Genomic DNA, 21,724 nt, shown 5'->3' with positions numbered 1-21,724 from the left:
CCGCCGGGAAAAGTGGATCTACGGACGTGATGCGTGGTATTGACGCGCGGGTATCCTTCCTGGGGGCCGTTTTGCCCTCCTGCTCCGTAATGATCATCTGAGGTGTGCCCGAGGGGAGAAATCGGTGGCGAGGAACGAGCACGACGGGCGTTCCCTGGAGGAGCGGCTGGCCTCCCTCGACGCGATGAGCGGCGAGTCGACGGGGCCGTCCGACGCCGCCCCGCCCGCCGCCACCGAGGGCGAGCAGCCGGGGGCGCAGGCGCCTCCCGCGCCGCCCCAGCAGCCCGCGCCCTCCGAGCAGCAGGGCCCGCAGCCCGAGCAGCCTCCGGCGGCGCAGCCGGAGGGCGCACCCGGCGAGCCGGAGCAGCAGCCCCAGCACGACCCGAACGCCAACCCGTGGCTTACCGCGCCGCCGCTCCAGCCGCCGGAGAACTTCGGCCCGGAGACCTACGGCCCAGAGAACTACGTCCCCGAGAACTACGGTCCGGAGGGGTTCGGCCCGCCGCCGCCCACCGCGCCGCCCGCGCAGAACCTGCCGCCCTACGACGGCGGTCCCATGCCGCAGCCCTTCGAGGGCGGCATGCTGCCCCCGCCGTACGGCGGCTACCAGCCGTTCGAGCCCCGGCAGCCCTGGGAGACCGGGCCGCCGCAGCCGTACGACGCGGGCAACGGCCAGGGCGCGCCGCCGCTCGACCAGCTGCCGCCCTACATGCCCGACCAGCCGTTCCCGCCCCCGCCGGACCCGAACGCGGGCGGTGCCCAGCCGTTCCACGGCGAGCCGAACGGCGTCCAACCGTTCCCGCAGGACCCCAACGCCGGGCAGCAGTTCCCGGCGGACCCGAGCGCCCAGCCGTTCCCGCAGGATCCGAGCGCCCAGCCGTTCCCGGTGGACCCCAACGCCCAGCAGTTCGCCCAGGACCCGAACGCGCAGCAGTTCGCGCACGATCCGAACGCGCAGCAGTTCGCGCACGATCCGAACGCCGGCGCGCAGCCGTACGCGGTCGACCCGAACACCGGGCAGCCCTACCCGCAGAACCCGGGCGGCCAGCCGTACCCGGTCGACCCCAGCACCGGGCAGCCCTACCCGGTCGACCCCAACACGGGCCAGCCGTACATGGTCGACCCGAACACCGGCCAGGCCCATCCGATCGACCCGAGCACCGGACGGCCGTACACGCCGATGCCGCCGGGCGGCGATCCGGCCCAGCCGTACCAGGGCTACGCCTACCCGCAGCCGGGCCAGCCGCCCCACCCGGGCCAGCCGCAGCCCGGCCAGCCCGGCGCGTACCAGCAGGTCCCGCCGGGCCACCAGTACCCGGGGCAGCCGCAGCAGCAGACCGACCCGACGAGCGCCGACAGCCTCAGCTCCGAGAACCTCCTCGGCGAGCGCCGCATCGCGCCGTCCTCCGGCTGGCGGCGCGCCGTCTACAAGGCCACCGGCGGCAGCGTCCACCCCGGCGAGTCGCAGAGCGAGATGCGCCGCAAGGACCTCATCGCCCGCGCCCGCACCCCCGTGGCGGGCGGCCACCACCGCGTCGCGGTGATGTCGCTCAAGGGCGGCGTCGGCAAGACCACCACCACGACCGGCCTCGGCTCGATGCTCGGCTCCATGCGCGGCGACACCGTGATCGCCGTGGACGCCAACCCCGACCGCGGCACGCTGTCGGACAAGGTCCGCCTGGAGACCGCCGCGACCGTCCGCGACCTGCTCAACAACCGCGACAAGATCCAGCGGTACGCCGACGTCCGCGCCTTCACCTCGCAGAACGCCGCGCGCCTGGAGGTGCTCGCGTCCGACCGCGACCCCGCGGTCAGCGAGGCGTTCAGCGCCGAGGACTACGAGGCCGTCGCCGCCGTCCTGGAGCAGTACTACTCCATCTGCATCACCGACTGCGGGACGGGCCTGCTGCACTCCGCGATGTCCGGGGTGCTGCGCCTCGCCGACCAGCTCGTCCTGGTCAGCTCCCCGTCGGTGGACGGCGCCCGGTCCGCGAGCGCGACCCTCGACTGGCTGGAGGCGCACGACCACGGCCACCTCGTCCGCAACGGCGTCGTGGTGCTGTCGATGGTCCGCAACCGCACCCGCAGCCAGGTCGACCTGGACAAGCTGCAGGCCCACTTCGAGAGCCGCTGCCGCGCCGTCGTCCGCATCCCCTACGACGACCATCTGGAGGAGGGCGCCGAAGTGGCTCTGGAGCAGCTCGCCCCCGCGACGCGCGAGGCGTACCTGACCCTCGCCGCGATCGTCGGCGACGGCTTCGCCTACCCGCGCCCCGACACCTCCGCCTGACCCGGCCGCCGGAACGGGACGTCCTCCGGCCGCTCCGCCCGGCCCGGCCCGCGTGCCGCCGCCGCTAGAGTCGCCTCCCGTGGAGAGCGACGACCAGGGCGTCTACGTGGGCAGGGCCGCGGCGGACGCGGCGGGGGACCGCGGCTGGCTGCTGGGCCACTTCAAGCCGCCCGGCGACCTGCGGCACAGCGAGGACATCGAGATCAAATGGGGTGTCCATCCCAAGGGCGAGCGGCGCGCGCGCTGGACCGACGGTGAAAAGCGCACGGCGCTGCTCGTGCTGATCAGCGGCCGGTTCCGGCTGGAGTTCCCCGGACGCGACGTCGTGCTCGCCGAGCCCGGCGACTACGTGGTGTGGGGACGCGGCGTCGACCACTCCTGGCAGGCCGAGGAGGAGTCCGTCGTCATGACCGTCCGGTGGCCGTCGATCCCGGGATATGCGGTCGAGACGCCCGGGTGAGCCCGCTATCGTTGGCCGTGGCCACCCGGGCGTGGCCGAGGAGAGTTCGCATAGTGGACTAGTGCAGGCGCCTTGAAAGCGCCCAGGGCTGGGGACAGTCCTCGTGGGTTCGAATCCCACACTCTCCGCTCGGAATCGGGCGATGCGGGCCCGTGAAACCGCCCGAATCGGGCGGAAGGCATCCGTTACTCTCTTCGGCATGTCGCAGACACCGAATGATCCGGCAGGCACCACCCACCAGTTTCAGAATTTCGCCAACCGTGCGCCGGCGGAGAAGTCCGGCCCGAACATGCCCCTCGTCGTCGGCCTCGCCGTCGTGGCGGTCGTGGTCGTGGTCGGCGTGATCGCGCTCATGATGGTCTGATCCCCGGGCGGCCGCCCGCGCGGACGCGACGGTGCGTCCATCCCCCGTGCGCGGGCCCCGGTCAGCGGCCGTTGCTGCTGAAGTGCTGGTAGTCGCGGGCGCCGCTCCATTCGCCGCCCCAGCCCCAGCCGATCGACGCGAACGCCTTCACCACCCGGTCGCCGGCGTGGATCACCCCGGGATCGCGGCTCTTCCGGTTCGCGTACTTCGCACAGTTCTTGTGGGCGACGTGCCCGTCCGCGTAGACGTACGGGTTCTGGCACGTGTTGAGGTCGACGGCGAGGCCGAAGGCGTGCTGGGAGAACGAGTTGGACCCGGTGGCGTTGCGGCAGTTGAACGCGGAGGTGTTGCCGGCCTCGATGGAGGCGAAGTCGCTTCCCTTGTACTTGTCGACCGGCTCCATGCGCTCGATCGGGTAGCGCATGTTGTAGAGCTTGCGGAACACCGTGACCAGGTCGCCGGCCGCCTTTTCGTTCACGACGAGCTGCCCGTTGTCGTGCGGCTTGTGGTCCATGCCCCAGTACGTCATCTGGATCATCCGGAGCCCGGACGGGGCGACCGGGCAGCCCCGGTGCCAGGAGTACTTGAGGTCGGCGGCGGTGACCTTTGTGATCTGCGCCGCGAACTTCTGGTTCGTCGGTTTCGCGGACGGCGACGCCGGGCCGGTCCCGGTCGCGGTGCCGGTCGCGGTCGGCGGCGTGGCGGGAGTCGCCGTCCCGGACTTGCCCCCGTCGTCGGATCCGTTGCCGCATCCGGTCGCGGCGGCCGACACGGCGATGAACACGGCGGCGAACGCCGCACTGCGAAGTGGCCCTCTAGCTGGCATCTTTGCAGGATCGCACGTCGCGTGGCCTTCGCGTTGGACCTCGGATTCGCTACGGTGCGTTTGACGGCGCGTCCGCCGGAAAGGGGCCGGGGCGAACGGGCCGCGAACGTCGTCCACCTCGCCGGGCATGTCGCCCGGCATCCGCCGGCCCTCAGGGAGCCGGAATGGCGGATCCGCAGGAGAGGGACGTCCCGAGCCTCGAGGACGAGATCTTCGCCGTCGCGCAGAGCGTGCAGGAGGAGCCCGCCGCGGACGCGGAGCGGCCGCGGCTGCGGCTGCGGTCGGAGCGCGCGCTGGACTTCGCCGAGCGCACGCGGTCGCTGAGCGGCCGGGAGGTCGGCGCGATCGCCGCGGGGTTCGGGCTGTTCGTGTTCGTCGACTTCGTGATGATGTACGCGCCGCTGATGAACAGCCGGCGGCCGAGCCTGCTGCCGCAGTTCGTCACGCTGCTGGTGCTGGCGTTCGGGCTGGGCGGGCTGCTGATGTGGAAGGTCGGCGGCCGGTGGCGGTCGTTCGGCGCGGGGATGATGCTGGCGTGGGTGTTCCTCACGCTGGTGTCGGTGGGGTTCCTGACCGGGGTGACGGTCACGCTCTAGACGCCGGCGTGCCGGCGCCGGTCAGGTCGCGCCGAGCCGCTTGAGGACGGCGCCGAAGGCGCGCCCGATGGCCTCCAGGTCCTCGGGTTCGATCACGTCGATGAGGTACTCGCGGACGACCTCGACGTGGTCGCGGGCGGCGCGTTCGAGCGTCGCGAAGCCGTCCTCGGTCAGCTGCGCGTAGACGCCGCGCTTGTCGGTGCCGCAGTTGTCCCGCTTGACCAGGCCCTTCGACTCCAGCCGGGAGCAGGTGTGGGACAGCCGGCTGCGGGACTGGCTGGCGTTCTCGGCGAGCTCCGCCATGCGCAGCCGGTGGCCGGACGCCTCGGACAGCCGGACGAGGATCTCGTACTCCGACACCGAGAGGCCGTGCTTGGTCTTCAGGTCCCGGTCCATGATCTCGGTGAGCCGGACGCTGCCGTCCACGTAGGCCCGCCAATCGCGTTGCTGGGAGGCATCGAGCCAGCGTGGTTCGCTCATGGGATCAGTATAGTGGGGGAATAGTTGAAGCATCAACTAGATTGTAGGGGGCAACGCCCGCCACGGACGGGCACCCGACGGAGGAGGACCCCATGCCAGCCGTGATGGCCGACCCGCTGACCCTGCCCCGGCTGCCGCTGCTGCCGGACGCCGACACCGACTGGCGCCGCGTCGCGAAGGTCGTGACCGCGAAGCGCCACCTGGAGGGCGAGGGCTTCGAGGTCCGCCGCCCGTTCCCGGGCATCGACCTGTCGCTCGCCGACCCGTTCCTCCTCCTCGACCACATGGGAGCCGTCGAGTACGCCCCCGGTGAGGCGAAGGGCACCCCGTGGCATCCGCACCGCGGCTTCGAGACCGTCACCTACATCATCGACGGCGCGTTCCAGCACCAGGACACCACGGGCGGCGGCGGCCTCATCTCCGACGGCGCCACCCAGTGGATGACGGCCGCGTCCGGCATCCAGCACATCGAGCAGCCGCCGCCCGAGCTCGTCGCCAAGGGCGGCCTGTTCCACGGCGTCCAGCTCTGGGTGAACCTGCCGCGCGCGCAGAAGTGGGTGCAGCCCCGCTACCAGGACATCCAGGCCCGCGACGTGAAGCTGCTCGCCGCCGACGACGGCTCCTCGCTCGTCCGGGTGATCGCCGGTTCCCTCGCCGGGCACGACGGCCCCGGCGTCACCTACACGCCGATCAACTACCTGCACGCCACCGTCGCGCCGGGCGCCCGGCTCGCCCTGCCGTGGCCGCGCGACTTCAACGCGATGGTCTACGTCCTGTCCGGACGCGGCACCGTCGGCGTCGAGGAGGTCGGCCTGGACGAGGGGCAGCTCGCGGTCTTCGCGGGCTCGCACCACCACGGCTCGCAGGACGGCCTGGTCGTCCGCGCCGCCGATTCCCAGCCCGCCGCGAGCGCGAACGGCTGGGAGATCCTGGTCCTCGGCGGCCTCCCGATCCGCGAGCCGGTCGCCCGCTACGGGCCGTTCGTCATGAACACCCGTGACGAGATCGTGCAGGCCTTCGAGGACTTCCAGGCCGGCCGCATGGGCACGGTCCCCGTCCCGCACCTCTCGGCGGCCGACGAGAACCTGGCCTGACAAAGGAGCGATGGTGCGGGGCCGGGGGCCACCCCGCACCATCGCCCCGGTCTAGAAGGCGAACGCCCTGCGGAACCACCCGCGCCGTCGCGGACGCCTGCGCCGCGACTCGGCCCGGCCCACATGTCGACAAGCCGCCACGTCGGCACGCCGGACCGGCACGACGTCCGGCGCGGAGGACGGTGGACGCCGCCCCGCACCGATCTCGTGCAACAGTTGCGCAAGCGCCGCGGGGTCCGCGGCCTCGACCAGCCGGTCATGTCCCCACTGGTCACGCGCGAAGGCCCACCACCGTCCGGTGAACTCGCCCCACCACGCCGACGCACCCGGAAACCGGCGCGCCAGCTCCGCCGCCACCCGCTCGGGATCGAGCTCGACGGCCGCCCACGGCGCCGTCACCGTCCGGCCCCGGCCAGGTAGCCGCGGATGATGACGGCCGCGTCGGTGATGCGGTCGGCGCGCGCGATCGGCTCGCCCCACGACGTCCAGAACCACCCGTTCCCGAAGTCCTCGGGCCGCGCGCGGCAAGTGATGAGATCGGACGCCCGCTCCACCTCGGCGCAGCAGCCCGGAACGTCTGGATTGACGACCCGCAGTCCGCGCGACGTCAGCTCCACCGCGAGCCGATGCGCCGACAGATGTGCCGCAAGCGCCGCGAGCGGGTCGCCGGAGATCGTACGATTCGCCACAGCCAGGACCTCATTTCCTGGTCAGGCCCCGGCTGGCGCCGCAATCGCCGCGCCGGGGCCGTCTCATCCGCAGGGATGGGACGCGGCGCCGGCGGCCAGACCACCGCCCTGGCCGCCAAGCCCCGACGCGCGTCCCGCTTCGTACAGTGAAACGCCGTCACACCGCGTGATGGCAGTGGAGAATGGCGGAGAAGCCCCGGAGAGGCTCCCCGTCTCCGGGTTCTCCGGTCAGAGCGCGAGGTGGCACGACGATGACCAGCGAGCAGCCCCGTCCGTCATGGGCCGTCCGCATCCAGGTCGAACGCGAGGCCCGCGGGTGGGGCAAGCACGAGATGGCCCGGCGGTTGATGCAGGCCGCCGGGTTGCGCCAAGGCTCCGTCGCCAACCTCGCGCGCCAGATCCTCGACCACGAGAAGGGCAGGCATTTCCCGCGCGAATGGGCGCACGCCTACGCCGCCGCCTTCGGAATGGAGCCGGACGACCTCTTTCCGGCCCCGCGTACGGACGGTCATGATGCGGTCACGGCCGTCACGGGTACGGTCAAGGTGCCTGCCCTCGACCCTCGGGACGACGATGTGAAAAGGCGCGCCGCACTCCAGTTGATCGCAGCGATCGGCGCGGGAAGCGTCGTCCCGCCCGGCGTCATAGAAGAGCTGCTGTCCGGCATCGACCACGTCCTCGGCCGCAGTGAAGATGTCGAGGAGTGGGAGCGGGTCGTCCATGAATACGGCCATCGGATTTATCGGCAGCCTTTCGAGTCGATCGTCCCGGCCGTGACCGCGGACGTCGTCGCGCTGGGTGAACTCCTCAAGCAGGGCCGCCCGCCTCGTGAGCAGGCCGGGCTCCTGCGGGTGAGCGCCGGTCTCTCGGGCGTTCTGGCCGAGGCGCTGGGCAACCTGGGCGAGGACCGCGCCGCGCGCCGGACGTGGCACACGGCGCGCCGAGCGGCCGACGCGTCGGGCGACCGCATGCTGCGCGTCTGGGTCCGTGGCAGGGCGGCGCAGTGGGCCGGATGGGCGAGCGGTTCGCACCATTCCGTCATGACTCTGGTCAAGGACGCGGAGCGGATCGCCGCAGGAAGACCGTCCTCCGGCCTCGCGCGGGCTTATGCTGCGGGCGCCTACATGGCCGCCTCTCACGGCGATATGGCCACGGCGCACGACACTCTCGACATGCTGAAGCGCACGTTCGAGCACCTACCGCGCGGTTCCGGGGAGCAGACCATCCTCGACTTCCAGGAGAGCCAGCTCTATTGGAACGAGGCGTACGTCCACACCATCGTCGGTGATGAACGAGCCGGAGTGGCGGTCGACTACGCCGAAACGCTCTATCCGCCAACGGCCACGGCGCCCATCGTCAACCTGCGTCTCATGCGCGCGGTCGACCTGGTCAGGCGCGGCGAGGTGCGCGAGGGGACGGAGTCGGCGGTCGCGTCGCTCCAGGAGCGGCCCCGGCCCGTCATGGCCACGCGGCAGTTGGCCGAACAAGTTCTCGCCACTCTCCCCAGAAGTGCGCGGGGGCTCTCGGCGGCGCGGGAACTGCGAGAGCTTGCCGCCGCCTGACCGCAGACGGGGTGGCAAGGCGTCCCGCGTCCGGCATGGCGATCTCGCGAGTTCGGCTGTCAAGCTGTCCCTGGACATCGCCCGCCCCCGGCCACCGGAGCAACCGTGACGCAGCCCGCATACCAGCGCATAGCGGATGACCTGCGGCAACAGATCATGGACGGGGTGCTGGCGCCGGGCGACAAGATCCCCTCGCGCCCGCAGCTGCGCGAGCGGTACGGCGTCTCGGACGCGGTCGCGCTCCAGGCCGTCCGGCTGCTCACCTCCGAGGGGCATCTGGAAGCGCGCTCCGGCTCTGGGACGTACGTGCGCCGCCGGCCGGAGCTGAAGCGGCTCTCGCGCTACTGGTACAAGGAAGGCCGGACGACCAGCCCGTTCCGTGAGGAGATGGCCCGGCAGGGACGGACCGGCGACTGGCACGTCTCGTCCTCGACCGAGCAGGCGAGCGAGGCGGTCGCGGAGCGTCTCGGTATCGCGGCGGGCGACGCCGTCATGTGCAGCCGCTACACCTACCTCGCCGACGGTCGGCCGGTCATGACGTCGGTCTCCTGGGAGCCGCTCGCGATCACCCGGGGCACGCAGGTCATGTTCCCGGAGGAAGGGCCGTACACGGGCGCCGGTGTCGTCGCACGGATGCGGGCGATCGGGCAGCGGGTCGAGACGGCGGAGGAGGTCGTCACCGCCCGGCCGATCCTCGCCGCCGAGGCGGAGGAGCTCGGTGAGCCGGTCGGCGCGATCGTCATGGTGATTCGCCGGACGTACCGCACCGCCGACCGTCCGGTGGAGACGGCGGACATCGTCATCCCCACCGATCGTTACGAGTTGGGCTACCTCATTCCCGTCGGATAGGTCCCTCGCCGCAACCGCTGGTGGAGGGTGCTCGTTGCGGATGCCCACGTCGGAAGAATTTCCGGGGGTGGTGTCGATTCGGGGGGTGGGGGTGCGTCATTACCGTGCAATCGTCCCTAGGTGTGAGGAGCGCGCGGTGAAGTACCTGCTGCTGATCAACACGTGGTCGCCCGAGTCGGCCGAGGAGCCGCCGGCCGGGGAGCCGACCGTGGAGGAGTTCATGGCGTACGAGAAGGCCGTCACCGACGCCGGGGTCAAGCTCGACGGCAACGCGCTGGACCTCGGCACCGCGACGACCGTGCACGTCCGGGCGAGCGGGGAGCGCGTCGTGACGGACGGGCCGTTCGCCGAGACGCGGGAGATCGTCGGCGGCTACTACCTGATCGACGTCCCCGACCTGGACGCGGCGCTGGACTGGGCGGCGCGGTGCCCCGGGGCGCGGTACGGCACCGTCGAGGTCCGCACGGTGTGGGAGCCGGACGCGTCGTGAGCGGGGGGCGGGCGGCCCGCTCCGTGGAGGCGGTGTTCCGCGAGGACCGGGGCCGGCTCCTCGCGCTGCTCGCCGCCCGCTTCGGCGATCTCGACCTCGCCGAGGAGGTCGTCTCCGACGCGGTGGAGACCGCGCTGGAGCGGTGGCCGGTCGACGGCGTGCCGGACAAGCCGCTGGCGTGGCTGCTGACGGTGGCCCGCCGCAAGGCGCTCGACCGGATCCGCCGCGACCGGGCGCACGCGGCGCGCCTCGCCGAGCTGCGGGTGGAGAGCGACCGGGCCGCCGCCGCCCCGGCTGAGCCCGGCTTCGACGACATCCCCGACGAGCGGCTGCGGCTGTTCTTCACCTGCTGCCATCCCGCGCTGCCGGAGGAGGCGCGGACGGCGCTGATGCTGCGGTTCCTCGCGGGGCTCACCACGCCCGAGGTGGCCCGCGCGTTCCTGGTGCCGACCGCGACGATGGCGCAGCGGATCGTGCGCGCGAAACGCAAGATCCGCGAGGCGCGCATCCCGTTCCGGGTGCCGGGGCCGGACGAGCTGCCGGACCGGCTGCCCGGGGTGCTCCGCGCCGTCTACCTCGTCTTCACCGAGGGCTATGCCGCCAGTTCCGGTGACGACCTGCTGCGCCCCGGTCTGGCCGACGAGGCCGTCCGGCTCGCGCGGATCCTGCACGCGCTGCTGCCCCGGGAGCGGGAGGTGACGGGCCTGCTCGCGCTGCTGCTTCTCACCGACGCGCGGCGCGCGGCGCGGGTCGACCCGGCGGGGAACCAGGTCCTGCTCGAAGACCAGGACCGCGCGCTGTGGGACGCCGACCTCATCGCCGAGGGGCAGGGGCTCGTCGTGGCGGCGCTGACCGGTCCCGGCGCCGGGCCGTACGCCGTGCAGGCCGCGATCGCGGCGCTGCACGACGAGGCGGCCTGCTTCGACGCCACCGACTGGCCGCAGATCGCCGCGCTGTACGACGTGCTGCTCCGGATCGAGCCGTCCCCGCTCGTCGCGCTGAACCGGGCCGTGGCCGTCGCCATGCGCGACGGCCCGGAGGCGGGGCTCGTCCTGCTGGAGGAGCTGAGCGGCGCCGCGGAACTGCGCCGCTACCCGCTGCTCCACGCGGCGCGCGCCGACCTGCTGCGCCGCCTCGGCCGCACCGAGGAAGCGGCCGCCGCCTACCGGGCCGCGCTGGCGCTCGCCGGCAACGAACCGGAGCGCGCCACGTTCCGCCGCAAGCTCACCGCCCTTACCGGCTGCTGATCGGCGCGAGCGTCAGGGAGTGGTCCAGTAGTCGAGCGTGATGGTGCAGTAGTTGCCGAACTTCCACCACCCGTTGCCGCGGTGCGTCCACGACCGCTTCCCTCCGCACCAGGAGCTGGGGAACAGGCGGTTGTGGCTTCGCCCCGATCCGACGAACTTCATCCCCTTGGGGATGTAGATGGCGTCCACGTCGTGCGTGGCGGTGGACGTGCCGTTGGTGTACACCTTGCCCTTCTTCTTGCAGTAGCCGGACGTCTGGTACGTGCCGTCGTCGCCGTTGCCGTGCCATGAGATGCAGGTGGTGATCGGCGTCGTGTGGTTGACGACCTTGCCGCATCCGCCCTTGTAGGGCACGCATCCGTCACCGGCGCTGGCGGTCCCGGCCGAGACGGCGATGCCGCCTGCCGCGATCGCACCGACGGTGAGCAACCAGCCGGTCGTCGTCTTCCACGTCGCCTTTCGTCCCCGCATGGCACTTCCCTTCTCTGTGGCTTGGGCCGCTTCGAAGGGACCATCTCAACTATCGGTATACGACTGGTATACGATGAGTGATCGGAGGTCTGCTCACGAGGCGTCGCAGAGGGCCGTCTGGACGGCGGTCTCCATGTCGGCGTCCTGCGCGTCGGAGCCGCCCGGGTCGAGGTTCACCATGACCGTCGCCTGCCTGCCGTCGGCGGTGGCGCCGGTGACCGTCTCGAATCCGAGCATGTCGCCGGTGTGGCCCCAGTAGAGACCGCCGCAGGGCAGCGGCCTGCTCTCCAGGCCGAGGCCGTAGGCGCGGCCGTCCGCGTTGCCGGTCGGGCGGGTCCGCATCATCTCCCGCAGCTCGGCCGGGCGCAGGAGGCGGCCGTCGAGCAGGGCGGCCATGAACCGGCCGAGGTCGGGCGCGCTGGAGATCATCCCGCCGCCCGGTCCCGCGACCGACGGGTTGAGCTCGGTGACGTCCATGAGCGGCGCGCCCTCGCCCGGCCGCACGTACCCGCGCGGATGCGGTCCGGGGATCGCCGGGTCGTCGACCGGCGCCGACGTCGCGGTCAGGCCGAGCGGTTCGATGATGCGCCGGCGGATCTCGTCGCCGTACGGGTGGCCGGTCACGCTCTCGATGAGCAGGCCCGCCACCAGGTAGTTGGTGTTGGAGTACTCCCAGTCGGTGCCGGGCTTGAACACGCGGTGGTGGGCGAGCGCGACGTCCACCATGTCGCGGAGGTCATGGTGGGCGAGCGGGTCCTTGAGGATGTCCTGCGGGGTGACGTAGTCCAGGTAGTCGGGCAGGCCGCTGGTGTGCTGGAGCAGTTGCCGGACGGTGATGCGCCGCCCGTCGTTGCCGTGCCCGCGGATGACGCCGGGCAGGTAGCGCTCGACCGGCGCGTCGAGGGCGACGCGGTGCTCGCCCACCAGCTGAAGGACGACCGTCGCCACGAACGGCTTCGTCGCGCTGCCGATCCGGAAGGCGCTGTCGCGGGGGACGGGCGTGCCGCTCCGCACGTCCCCGACACCGCTGGTCAGCACCGTGCGGCGGTTCCGGTCCCGGACTTCGAGGAGCGCCCCGGGCGCGCCGTCGTCCGTGGTCAGCCGATGCAGGATCGCGGGCAGCCCGGTGCGGTCGGCGGCCGCGGCGGACCGTGCGGGCACGCCGGTGCCCGCCAGCGCACCGACCGCGAGGCCCGTGGCGAGTGCGCCGACCATGACACGCCTGTTCCGGAACACGTGGACTCCTTCTTGATCGTTGGAGCCCTCACGCTAGGAACCGCGGTGCCGGACGCGCCTCACCCGCGAGAGCCAACGTCCGCCTGGCACCGGAGTCGGAGGCGGTCAGTCCGCGTCGTAGACCGTGACCTGGACGCCGTGGCCGGTGAGCTCGGCGGTGATGAGCGGTTCGACGCGGTCCCAGCGCCCGCCGGCCAGGCCGCAGCCGATCCGCGGCATGTGGACGGACGCGCCGAGATCGGCTGCCTCCACGGCGAGCCGGCGCAGGCACGCGCGCACCGCCTCGTAGCGGATCGGCGGGCCGGCGCTCCGGCTCGGCCTGGTGCCGTGCTGCCCGACCATGTTCGCGACCCAGGTGTCGGGCTTGACCTGGACGATCTGGACGGCGCCGAGCGCGAAGTCGTTGCGGGCGCGTTCGCGGTGCCAGCGCCGGTAGGCGGCCTCCGGCTCGGGCCAGCGCCGCGAGACCGCCTCGACGAACCCCCGGCCCCAGCCGCCGCGGTCGTTGCAGATGTGCGCGATGACCTTCGGGCCCTTGGCCTGAGGCGAGGTCGCGTCGCCCTTGAGGTATCGGATCACCGCCATGATCGCGACGCTATCCGGGGCCACCGACAAACGCCCGCCCGGCCCGCCGCCGCCGCTAGCCGCCGGCGGTGGGGCCGGTCAGCATGCGGGACAGGACGACGAGCGCGTTCGCCCGCGGTTCGAGGGTCTCCACGGACGGCGGCACGGAGTACGCGGAGATCAGCACGCCGGCGGAGACCGCCCACGCGGGGGCGTGGCCGGCGAGCATCGCCGCGCGGATCGGGGGCGTGAGCAGCCGCACGGCCTGGTGCTCGCCGGGCCCGCGGATCAGGAACCGCTTGTCGAAGTCCGCGTCGCCGGTGCCGACGCCGCGGACCGGCATGAACAACCCGCCGATGGCCGTCCGCTTGACGACCTCCACGTCCTCGTATCCCGGGCCGAGCAGCAGGAAGTAGCGGGTCAGGTCGTGGGTGGACGACGTGCGGTCGTCGCCGACGCCGCTGCTCTCCGTCCAGCGGTGCCAGATCAGCCACATCGGCTGCCCGCGCGTCGTCGCGACGGCCAGCCTCGTCCGCCGGGACCGCGCCGCATGCGCGACCGGGCCCGGCATCGGCTGGTCGGCCGTGATCGGCCACCAGCCGCACTGGGCCGCGTGCGCGTGGAGCGCCTTGATCCGCCGGCTGTTCCGCAGCACCCCCCACACGATTCCGGCGACCACCAAGGCCATGAGCCCGAAGAACAGGAAGGGGATGGCTGCGAAGACGTCTGGCCCGGCGGTCGAGGGCGCCGCGAGCGCGCCGCGTCCGGATGGGCTGCTTCCCGCGAACATGCCGGTTTCGACGTGCCCGGGTGGTGGGAGGTTCGGCCTGGGCCACCTCCGGCCGCGAAGCCTGTCCGGGAGCAGCGTCCGAGAGTCGCGTCCGGGAGCCGTCGGGGGAGTTGGCGGGTTCGGGTGACGGGGTGGGAGGCGTGCGCTACTGTGTTCGAATAGTCGAACAGCAGTTCGACTTGTTCGGACCCGCTCGCCCGGGAGGCGACATGGTGGCGACGGCGGCCCCACCTCTCAACGGCACCGCGCACGTCAACGGCCCTGCACATGTCAGCGGCCCTGCACAGGTCGGCGGCCCTGCGCACGCTCGCGGCGGCGGTGCCCGCCATGCGGACGCCCCCGCCCGGCGCCCCCGGCGACATGAGCACGCGACACGCCGCAGCGGTTTCTACCCAAATCTACGGCCGCAGCTATATCGCCTCATAGAGTCCGAGAGCGTGGACCCCGTGCGCAATCCCTATGCCCCTGGCGCCGGGCAGCGCCCTCCCGAGCTGGCCGGCCGCGACCGTGAGCTGAGGCAGTTCGAGGTGGTGCTGGAACGGGTGGCCCGAGGCCGCCCGGAGCGCAGCATGATCATCACCGGGCTGCGCGGCGTCGGCAAGACCGTGCTGCTCAACGCGTTCCGCTCGATGGCGATCCAGAAGCTCTGGGGGACCGGCAAGATCGAGGCCCGGCCCGACCAGTCGATCCGGCGGCCGGTCGCGTCCGCGCTGCACATGGCGGTGCGGGAGCTGGCGCCCCGGCACCGCGCCCCCGACCGGATCGAGGCGTTCCTCGGCGTGCTGAAGGCGTTCGCGCAGGCCGGGCCGGAACCGTCCGGCACCAAGGCGAAGGCGCGGGCGCACCGCTGGCAGCCGGGGATCGACGTGCCCGCCTCGCGCGGCCGCGCCGACTCCGGCGACCTGGAGATCGACCTCACCGAGCTGTTCGTGGACGCCGCGTCCGTCGCCACGGACGTCGGCGCGGGCATCGCGCTGTTCGTGGACGAGATGCAGGACGTCCCCGCCGACGACGTGTCCGCGCTGTGCGCCGCGTGCCACGAGCTGTCGCAGATCGGCGGGCCGCTGATCGTGGTCGGCGCGGGCCTGCCGCACCTGCCGGCCGTCCTGTCGGCGAGCAAGTCCTACTCCGAGCGGCTGTTCCGGTACGCGCGCATCGACCGGCTCGACCGCGAGTCCGCCGACGTCGCGCTGCTCGCGCCGGCCGAGCGGGAGGAGGTCACCTTCACCGAGGACGCCCTCGACGCGCTGTACGGCGCCGCCGACGGCTACCCGTACTTCGTGCAGGCGTACGCGAAGGTCGTCTGGGACGTCGCGCCCGACACCCCGATCACCGCCGAGGACATCCGGGTCGCCGCGCCGGAGGCCGAGAGCGAGCTGGCGGTCGGCTTCTTCGGCAGCCGCTACGAGCGCGCGACGCCGGCCGAGCGCGACTACATGCGCGCGATGGCGATGCTCGGCGACGATCCGGTGCCGACGGCGGCGGTCGCCGACGAGCTGGGCCGCAAGCCGTCCAGCCTGTCGCCGGCCCGCGACGGCCTGATCAAGAAGGGCCTGATCTACAGCGCGGAGCGCGGCATGGTCGCGTTCACGGTCCCGCACTTCGGCAAGTTCCTCCGCTCCCAGCCCGCCTAGCCCAGAACTCTCTACGGGTTTCTAGCCGTGATGCTAGAAGCCGTTATAAGGCTGCATCGGGTCGCGACGTCCGATGTCTATCCGGCTTTCTAGCGGACGTACTAGAAAGCCGTAGATTCTCCTGCCCTGCCTTCCGAGGTTTCTCTAAGGCTTTCTAGGCTTGGTGCTATGCATCCCTATAAAGATGCAGAGGGTGCTGTCCGGCATCGCGGTTGTTACGCGGAGTTATCTGGGTATGGGGGTCGATGTGCCGGAGCAGGCGCGAAAAGCCGATGTCGGGGGGATCATGATGGGCGACCAGGACCGCTACCGGGGCCAGGACCCGGACGACCTGTACTCGACGCGCGAGGAGGACGCGTACGCGAGCGGCGACGAGCCGACCTCGTCGGCGCGACCGGCGGGGGCGCGGAGCGCCGACGAGCCGTCGATGCGGCAGGAGCAGGGCGGCCAGGGGTACGGCCCCGGCCCGCGCGGCTACCAGGACGAGCCGGGCTTCGCGGGCGGCGACCAGGGGCTCGACGAGGACGACTACTACTCGTCCGACATGGGCGGCATGCATGACGAGGGCATCGCGAGCCACCGCCCGCGCCCCCAGGACGACGAGGACGAGCTGTACGGCAACCAGCTCGACGACATGCACGACCGCGACGACGAGACCGGCGAGAACTGGTGACGTCCCGGCCCGGGCCGGCGCGGGATCTTCGGTTCGGGCGCCGTCCGTAGCGGACCCGCTCAGGCGCCTCCCGCCTTGAACACCGGGCGGGTGGACGGGTCGGGCGTGTGCGGCGGGAACCGGTCGAGCAGGCCGAGCGCCTCGTCGATCGCGCGGACGAGCTGGGCGTCGGTGCTGTTCGCATGGTCCTGTGGCGTTATGTCGACATCGATGTCGGGGTCCGTCCCGTAGTTCTCGACACGCCAGCCGACGTCGTCGAACGTGAACGAGAACTCGGGCTGGGTGGTCACGGTGCCGTCGGCGAGGCGGTGCCGGGGCCGGATGCCGACGACGCCGCCCCACGTCCGGCGGCCGACGAGCGGGCCGAGGCCGAGCAGCTTGAACGCGTGGCTGAAGATGTCGCCGTCGGAGCCGGTCCGCTCGTTGGTGATCGCGACCATCGGCCCGCGCGGCGACTCGCGCGGGTACGGCATGGGGACGCCCCAGCGCGGGAAGTTGTAGCCGATCCGGCGGCGGGACAGCTTCTGCAGCAGCAGCCCGGACACGTTGCCGCCGCCGTTGAACCGGACGTCGACGATCAGCGCCTCGCGGTCGTACTCGGCGAGGAAGCCGCGGTGGAACTCGGCGAACCCGTCCGGGCCCATGTCGGGGACGTGCAGGTAGCCGGCGCGGCCGCCGGTCCGCTCGTGGACGAGCGCGCGGTTCGCGGCGACCCAGTCGCGGTACCGGCCGGGGCGCTCGTCGGCGAGGGTCCGGACGGCGACGGTGAACGGTGCGGACCCGCCGCGCCGGATCGTCAGCAGCACCTCCTCCCCGGCCAGGTTGACCAGCCGCTCGCCGGGGACGACACCGCCCGGCGCGACGGGCTCGCCGTTGATCGCGACGACCGCGTCGCCGGGCCGGACGTCGATGCCGGGCCGGTTCAGCGGGGACGTGGCGGCCGGGTCCCACGGGTCGCCCTCGATGATGTGCGCGAGCACGAACCGGCCGTCCCGGATCGCCCAGTCGACGCCGAGGAAGCCCTGGTCGTAGACGGGGCGGCTGCGGTACTCGCCGCCGATCTCGTAGGCGTGGGACGTGCCGAGCTCGCCCTGCATCTCCCAGAGCAGGTCGGAGAACTCCCCACGAGTTGTCACTTTGTCGACAAGAGGGAGGTATCGGCGGTACACGGCGTCCCAGTCGATGCCCGCCATGTCCTCGTCCCAGAAGTGCTCGCGTTGCAGCACCCACGTCTCGCGGAGCATCTGCCGCCACTCGGTCGCCGGGGACACCGACACCTTGACGCGGTCCAGGTCGACCCAGCCGCTGCGGCGGCCCGGCCGGTCGTCCGCGGGCTGCTCGCGGCCCGCCGCGACCAGCCGCAGCCGCGACCGCGACCGGTAGAGGAGCGTGGCGCCGTCCCGGGCGAGCCAGAAGTCGCCGACGTCGCGCAGCCGGGTCCGCGCCTGCCGCGCCGCGAAGTCGAACGCGTCGACGCGGCCGAGCGGCGGGTCGTCGCCGCGCCCGCCCTTCACCGGGAACACCGAGTACAGCGCCTGGCCCCTGATCCCCGCGATCCGCCCGTAGCGGCCCTCCGCGACGGGGAACGCGACCACCCGCCGCTCGATCCCGTCGAAGTCGATCGCCAGCCGCGCCGCCGCCGCGACGCTCGCGCCGAGGCCCGGACCGGCGACGTCCCGCGCGTCCGACCCCTCCGCGAGGCTCGCCTCGCCGGGTGCGGGCGCGGCCTCGCCGGCCACCGGGCGCGGCGCGGCCGTGAACGGCGACGGCACGTCCTTGCGCAGGGTGACCGCGTACGGGCGGGCGCCGAGCGGGAAGCCCCGGTCGAACTGGAGCGTGTCGGACACCGGGTCGAACACCCGCTGCCCGATGAAGTACAGGTAGCGGCCCTCCGGGTCCCAGGCCGGTGCGCGGTCGTGCAGGACGGGGCGGGTGACCGGCGCGACCAGGCCCGTCTCGGCGTTGCACACCTTGATCGCGGTGGTCTGCGCGGACGTCGGGCAGGCGTAGGCGAGCCACTCGCCGCCGGGCGACCAGGCCAGGCCGGTGATCGCGCCGTAGGGGCTGACGTCCAGCGGCACCGGCTCCAGCGGGCCGTCCCCCGCCGGTTCGAGCAGGTACAGCTCGTTGCGGTGGTTGGTGAACGCGAACCGGTCCGCGGCCGGCGACGGCGCCAGCTCCAGCACCCGGCCGACGTCCCCGGACGTCTCGGCGTGCGCCGCGTCCCGGGCGCCGGACGCCGTCAGCACCACGAGGCGCTCCCGCCCGTCCTCCCCGGACGCCGCCGCGATCAGCCGCCGGTCGTCGTTGAACCAGGTCAGCAGCCGGTACCGGACGCCGTCCTGCCGCCCGTGCTGGCGGACCGGCCCCTCCCAGGCCGCGAACGAGTACGCCTTGCCGCGGGTGGTGACCGCCAGGCCGTCGCCCGCCGAGTTCACCGTGACCGTGTCGAGGTACTCGGCGGCGGGCACGAACCGCCGGTTCCGCTGCGTGCGGGAGCTGCCGAGCCGCACGTCGATCCGGCGCGGGCCGCCGCCGTCGTCCGGGTCGAGGACGTACAGGTCGGCGGCGGCGTGGTAGACCAGCCGGCGGCCGTCGTCGCTGAGGTTGCGGGCGTAGTAGTCCTCGTGGTGGGTGTGCCTGCGCAGGTCACCGCCGTCCGGCAGGCACGAGTAGACGTTGCCGACGCCCTCGTGGTCGGACAGGAAGTGGATCCGGCCGCCGACCCGGCAGGGGGCCGCGAGGTTGCCGTCCAGATCGATCAACCGCCGGAAGTCGCCGGACCCGTCGGGGGCGATCCACAGGTCGCCGGCGGTGCCGCCCCGGTACCGCTTCCACCTCGCCGGGTCGGCGGTGTTGCGGCCGATGACGACCGCGCCGTCCGGCCCGTAGGTGGCGCTGCTCGCCGGCCCGTACGGAAGCTCGGCGGGAATGCCGCTGCCGGACGGGTCGATCGCGTACAGCCACTGGTAGCCGCGGAACGGGCGCCGGACGTCGCTGGCGTAGACGATCCGTCCGTCCGGGTCCCAGCCGGTGATCGTGCAGGACGTCCCGTGGAACGTCAGCCGCCGCGCCGCCCCGCCCGTCGCCGGCATCACGTACACCTCGGCGGGGCCCTCCTCCCGCCCGACGAACGCCAGCAGCCGCCCGTCCGGGGACAGCCGGGGATAGGCGGCCGCCGCGACCCCGGCCGTCAGCCGGTAGGCCCGGCCGCCGGACGCGGGCACCGTCCACAGGGCGTCCTCGCACACGAAGACGACGTCGTCCCCGCGGATCGACGGGAACCGCAGGTAGCCGCCGTTTCCCCCCACGCGCGGTCAGTGCCCGCTCTCCCGGCGAGGAATCTCTACGGCCTTCTTGGACGCGTCCAATACTCGGTTAGACGGCGGTCGCCACCGGCGCCGGGACGAGCGCCGCCCGGACGGTCCGGTTCCGCTCCGCCGTCGACACCGCGAACACGACCTCCAGGTCGTGCTCGTCCACGCGGGCCGGGAACACCACGAACCGCCAGCAGCCCTCCCGCCACACGTCCAGCGGCACGGCGCTCGCCACCGCGTTCTCGTGCTCCGCCCACGCGGGGCTGTCATAGAGCGCCGCGTACGTCTCCGCCATAGGGCTGGGGCGCCGCTCGCACGGTGCCTCCGGACGTCCCAGCCCGCGCGCGCGGGACCGCCTGTCCAGCAGCTCCGGCAACTCCGGGGACAGCGCGGCGAACAGCGCGAGCTCCAGTATCAGCACCGGCCCCACCTGCGTGTGCTCGTCCCGCAGCACGTCCAGGCCCGCCATGGGCGCGCCCAGCGACGCTATGCCCGCGCCGGTGAACAGCAGCGCGCGCGCCACGCTGCGGCGGCCGACCCGCTTGGCGCTGAGGCCGCCGAAGCAGCCGCAGCCCGCGTCCGGCCGCCGCACGCGCAGCTCCCCCACCACCCAGGTCGCCGCCGCGAACGCCAGCGTCGTCGCCAGCCGCACCGAGAACTGGGAGGTCACCAGCAGCGCCAGCCCGAGCAGGCCCTCGCCGAGGCCGAGCCCGACGCTCAGCCCGCGGCTGCGGCGCAGCGCCGTCAGCCCCGCGAGCCCGGCGGGCACCGGCACGCCGTGCACGTGGTCCGGCGCGTCCGCCGCCCGCTCGCGGATCGTCAGCTTCGCCAGGCAGGCCACCAGCAGCACCATCGCCAGCAGCAGCACCTGCGTGTTCTGGAACGTCACCATGACGAGCCCTCCTCCGCGGCGCCGCCGAAACCGATGGCCGGGACGTCCGGCTGCGCGAGCACGTTGAAGCACCCGGCCTCCAGATCGCCGCCGAGCCCCACGAACGACTCCGGGGTCAGCTCCACGATCCTGCCCCGGGGCGACGCCCCGCACTCCACGCACCGGTCGCAGAACCGGGCCGCCGCGCAGCCGCACTCCACCACCGGCACGCGCCCCGCCCGCCCGCTGCACTCGTTGTGCACCGTGATCTCGCTGCCGATCGACAGGTACGGGAACGCGACGCAGCCGGACGGGGCGTCCGCGCACCCGCCGCCGTTCCCCTCCGGGTCGACCGCCGGGTACGCCGCGCCGCGCGGCACCGGGGGATCCGCGAACCAGGTCGCCGTCCCCCGCAGCACCGCCGGCGCGGGCTCCGCCGCCTCCGGACCGGCCAGGTCGTCGGCCCGGTAGCCGGGCTGCGACGTGCCCGGACGCACCGCCTGCGGCCCGCCGGGGGAGCGCACGCAGATCACGTCGACCAGATAGCCGGGTTCCAGCCGAGGGTGCCGGACGAGCACCTGCTGGAGGGCGTGCGGGGGGATCGCCACATGGGCGCGCCCGCGATGGGGGCCCATGTCCACCTCCCAGGCGTCCCGCCCGCACGCCAGCAGGGTGCCGGCGACCCGGTCGGCATCGACCCAGATCCGGTCGATCCCCGGCCCGCCGGCCTTCGGCCGGACGATCGCCTCACGCCCCGGGCGCAGCGCGGCGGGGCCCCCGCGCCCGCCGTGCCACACCGTCGTGTCCCCGCTCATCGCCAGCCGCAGCTCGGCGCCGTCCGCGTCCAGCACCAGCAGGTGCGGGCTCGCGTCCAGGATCGTCCCGGACAGCGCGCCGAGCGGCCGGGCCGCGTTCTCCGGGAGGCCGCCGGCCTCGGGGGACGCGCCGAGCACGGCCTCCCGGAGACGGCGGCGCCTGGCTCCACGGCGGTGGGGTAGCGGCATGGCGGCACTCCGGCTCGAAACTTCACGGGGGGTGACGTCTGTTAGGACGGCCTGTCAAGAGTCACGCGCCGTGCACGCGCTGTCGACGGATTTGTCGCGATAAGTCGAGCGACGGGAGATGTTCCATCCACCTGGGATGAGGATTATTAACTGGTTGACCCGGATATGTACTTTAAGTAGGACCGGAATTACGATCAACCTGAGATCGTCAACTGTA

General features: G+C 72.8%; 21 protein-coding genes and 1 tRNA gene. 12 read left to right on the top strand and 10 right to left on the bottom strand.

Annotated features, from left to right (window positions below):
- The first annotated feature begins 124 nt into the window (after positions 1-124).
- From J4557_RS49785 to J4557_RS22745, 4 genes are all read left to right on the top strand, one after another.
- Entirely contained in the window at positions 125-2,290 is a 2,166-nt protein-coding gene (locus tag J4557_RS49785; protein ID WP_307800137.1) for a MinD/ParA family protein, read from the top strand.
- A gap of 79 nt (positions 2,291-2,369) precedes the next feature.
- Positions 2,370-2,750, top strand: coding sequence for a cupin domain-containing protein (locus J4557_RS22755; RefSeq protein ID WP_208268737.1), 381 nt, complete (start codon positions 2,370-2,372; stop codon positions 2,748-2,750).
- A 39-nt stretch (positions 2,751-2,789) separates the two neighbouring features.
- Positions 2,790-2,878: transfer RNA gene (locus J4557_RS22750), tRNA-Ser, on the top strand.
- A gap of 71 nt (positions 2,879-2,949) precedes the next feature.
- On the top strand, positions 2,950-3,114 hold the full coding sequence (locus J4557_RS22745; protein ID WP_208268736.1) for a hypothetical protein: 165 nt from the start codon (positions 2,950-2,952) through the stop codon (positions 3,112-3,114).
- 61 nt (positions 3,115-3,175) lie between these two features.
- Here the strand turns inward: J4557_RS22745 and J4557_RS22740 are convergent, their stop codons facing one another.
- Positions 3,176-3,940 carry a M15 family metallopeptidase gene (locus tag J4557_RS22740; protein WP_208268735.1) on the bottom strand — a complete coding sequence of 255 codons (765 nt, stop codon included), beginning with the start codon at positions 3,938-3,940 and terminating at the stop codon, positions 3,176-3,178.
- A 164-nt stretch (positions 3,941-4,104) separates the two neighbouring features.
- On the opposite strand from J4557_RS22740, the gene J4557_RS22735 reads away from it, so the two are divergent.
- On the top strand, positions 4,105-4,536 hold the full coding sequence (locus J4557_RS22735) for an MFS transporter (protein WP_208268734.1): 432 nt from the start codon (positions 4,105-4,107) through the stop codon (positions 4,534-4,536).
- A gap of 21 nt (positions 4,537-4,557) precedes the next feature.
- Here the strand turns inward: J4557_RS22735 and J4557_RS22730 are convergent, their stop codons facing one another.
- The gene (locus tag J4557_RS22730; RefSeq protein WP_208268733.1) at positions 4,558-5,016 is read right to left on the bottom strand and encodes a MarR family winged helix-turn-helix transcriptional regulator; all 459 of its coding nucleotides are present in this window, start codon (positions 5,014-5,016) and stop codon (positions 4,558-4,560) included.
- 92 nt (positions 5,017-5,108) lie between these two features.
- On the opposite strand from J4557_RS22730, the gene J4557_RS22725 reads away from it, so the two are divergent.
- Positions 5,109-6,110, top strand: a complete 1,002-nt coding sequence (locus tag J4557_RS22725; RefSeq protein ID WP_208268732.1) for a pirin family protein — start codon at positions 5,109-5,111, stop codon at positions 6,108-6,110.
- A gap of 395 nt (positions 6,111-6,505) precedes the next feature.
- Here the strand turns inward: J4557_RS22725 and J4557_RS22720 are convergent, their stop codons facing one another.
- Positions 6,506-6,799, bottom strand: coding sequence for a hypothetical protein (locus J4557_RS22720; RefSeq protein ID WP_208268731.1), 294 nt, complete (start codon positions 6,797-6,799; stop codon positions 6,506-6,508).
- Positions 6,800-7,050: 251 nt separating this feature from the next.
- Between J4557_RS22720 and J4557_RS22715 the strand changes: the two genes are divergently transcribed.
- The 4 genes from J4557_RS22715 (at position 7,051) to J4557_RS22700 (ending at position 10,947) form a co-directional block, all read left to right on the top strand.
- Complete coding sequence (locus J4557_RS22715; protein WP_208268730.1) at positions 7,051-8,361, top strand: helix-turn-helix transcriptional regulator; 1,311 nt, start codon at positions 7,051-7,053, stop codon at positions 8,359-8,361.
- 105 nt (positions 8,362-8,466) lie between these two features.
- Entirely contained in the window at positions 8,467-9,210 is a 744-nt protein-coding gene (locus tag J4557_RS51715) for a GntR family transcriptional regulator (RefSeq protein ID WP_208268729.1), read from the top strand.
- 136 nt (positions 9,211-9,346) lie between these two features.
- A complete protein-coding gene (locus J4557_RS22705) occupies positions 9,347-9,700 on the top strand; it encodes a YciI family protein (RefSeq protein ID WP_208268728.1) in 354 nt (117 codons plus the stop codon).
- The gene (locus J4557_RS22700; protein WP_208268727.1) at positions 9,697-10,947 is read left to right on the top strand and encodes an RNA polymerase sigma factor; all 1,251 of its coding nucleotides are present in this window, start codon (positions 9,697-9,699) and stop codon (positions 10,945-10,947) included. Before J4557_RS22705 ends, J4557_RS22700 begins: the two co-directional genes overlap by 4 nt.
- A 12-nt stretch (positions 10,948-10,959) precedes the next feature.
- On the opposite strand, the gene J4557_RS22695 is transcribed toward J4557_RS22700, so the two are convergent.
- The 4 genes from J4557_RS22695 to J4557_RS22680 form a co-directional block, all read right to left on the bottom strand.
- Positions 10,960-11,418 (bottom strand): hypothetical protein, encoded by a 459-nt coding sequence (locus J4557_RS22695; protein WP_208268726.1) that lies wholly within the window; start codon positions 11,416-11,418, stop codon positions 10,960-10,962.
- A gap of 93 nt (positions 11,419-11,511) precedes the next feature.
- Positions 11,512-12,654, bottom strand: a complete 1,143-nt coding sequence (locus J4557_RS22690) for a serine hydrolase domain-containing protein (protein ID WP_208268725.1) — start codon at positions 12,652-12,654, stop codon at positions 11,512-11,514.
- 105 nt (positions 12,655-12,759) lie between these two features.
- Entirely contained in the window at positions 12,760-13,239 is a 480-nt protein-coding gene (locus J4557_RS22685) for a macro domain-containing protein (RefSeq protein WP_208268724.1), read from the bottom strand.
- Between the two features lie 55 nt (positions 13,240-13,294).
- Positions 13,295-13,906, bottom strand: a complete 612-nt coding sequence (locus tag J4557_RS22680) for a hypothetical protein (protein WP_208268723.1) — start codon at positions 13,904-13,906, stop codon at positions 13,295-13,297.
- A 548-nt stretch (positions 13,907-14,454) separates the two neighbouring features.
- Between J4557_RS22680 and J4557_RS22675 the strand changes: the two genes are divergently transcribed.
- Together J4557_RS22675 and J4557_RS22670 are read left to right on the top strand one after the other, a co-directional pair.
- Positions 14,455-15,642, top strand: coding sequence for an ATP-binding protein (locus J4557_RS22675; RefSeq protein WP_425544054.1), 1,188 nt, complete (start codon positions 14,455-14,457; stop codon positions 15,640-15,642).
- A gap of 235 nt (positions 15,643-15,877) precedes the next feature.
- The gene (locus J4557_RS22670) at positions 15,878-16,315 is read left to right on the top strand and encodes a hypothetical protein (RefSeq protein WP_208268721.1); all 438 of its coding nucleotides are present in this window, start codon (positions 15,878-15,880) and stop codon (positions 16,313-16,315) included.
- Between the two features lie 59 nt (positions 16,316-16,374).
- Here the strand turns inward: J4557_RS22670 and J4557_RS22665 are convergent, their stop codons facing one another.
- The 3 genes from J4557_RS22665 to J4557_RS22655 form a co-directional block, all read right to left on the bottom strand.
- Positions 16,375-19,626: a S41 family peptidase gene (locus J4557_RS22665; RefSeq protein WP_208268720.1), complete on the bottom strand. Its 3,252-nt coding sequence runs from the start codon at positions 19,624-19,626 to the stop codon at positions 16,375-16,377.
- A 67-nt stretch (positions 19,627-19,693) separates the two neighbouring features.
- Positions 19,694-20,524 carry a MauE/DoxX family redox-associated membrane protein gene (locus J4557_RS22660; RefSeq protein ID WP_208268719.1) on the bottom strand — a complete coding sequence of 277 codons (831 nt, stop codon included), beginning with the start codon at positions 20,522-20,524 and terminating at the stop codon, positions 19,694-19,696.
- Positions 20,518-21,507, bottom strand: a complete 990-nt coding sequence (locus tag J4557_RS22655; protein WP_208268718.1) for a hypothetical protein — start codon at positions 21,505-21,507, stop codon at positions 20,518-20,520. The genes J4557_RS22660 and J4557_RS22655 overlap by 7 nt, the downstream gene beginning before the upstream one ends.
- Positions 21,508-21,724 lie beyond the last annotated feature (217 nt).

It is taken from the genome of Actinomadura nitritigenes (genome assembly GCF_017573545.1).
GTDB lineage: Bacteria > Actinomycetota > Actinomycetes > Streptosporangiales > Streptosporangiaceae > Spirillospora > Spirillospora nitritigenes.
This window is presented reverse-complemented; position numbering and strand designations above follow the sequence as displayed.

Coding starts and splice junctions, on each gene's coding strand:
- J4557_RS22745 (WP_208268736.1), top strand. CDS start 2,950: ATGTCGCAGACACCGAATGATCCGGCAGGCACCACCCACCAGTTTCAG.
- J4557_RS22740 (WP_208268735.1), bottom strand. CDS start 3,940: ATGCCAGCTAGAGGGCCACTTCGCAGTGCGGCGTTCGCCGCCGTGTTC.
- J4557_RS22735 (WP_208268734.1), top strand. CDS start 4,105: ATGGCGGATCCGCAGGAGAGGGACGTCCCGAGCCTCGAGGACGAGATC.
- J4557_RS22730 (WP_208268733.1), bottom strand. CDS start 5,016: ATGAGCGAACCACGCTGGCTCGATGCCTCCCAGCAACGCGATTGGCGG.
- J4557_RS22725 (WP_208268732.1), top strand. CDS start 5,109: ATGCCAGCCGTGATGGCCGACCCGCTGACCCTGCCCCGGCTGCCGCTG.
- J4557_RS22715 (WP_208268730.1), top strand. CDS start 7,051: ATGACCAGCGAGCAGCCCCGTCCGTCATGGGCCGTCCGCATCCAGGTC.
- J4557_RS22695 (WP_208268726.1), bottom strand. CDS start 11,418: ATGCGGGGACGAAAGGCGACGTGGAAGACGACGACCGGCTGGTTGCTC.
- J4557_RS22685 (WP_208268724.1), bottom strand. CDS start 13,239: ATGGCGGTGATCCGATACCTCAAGGGCGACGCGACCTCGCCTCAGGCC.
- J4557_RS22680 (WP_208268723.1), bottom strand. CDS start 13,906: ATGGCCTTGGTGGTCGCCGGAATCGTGTGGGGGGTGCTGCGGAACAGC.
- J4557_RS22670 (WP_208268721.1), top strand. CDS start 15,878: ATGGGGGTCGATGTGCCGGAGCAGGCGCGAAAAGCCGATGTCGGGGGG.
- J4557_RS22660 (WP_208268719.1), bottom strand. CDS start 20,524: ATGGTGACGTTCCAGAACACGCAGGTGCTGCTGCTGGCGATGGTGCTG.
- J4557_RS22655 (WP_208268718.1), bottom strand. CDS start 21,507: ATGCCGCTACCCCACCGCCGTGGAGCCAGGCGCCGCCGTCTCCGGGAG.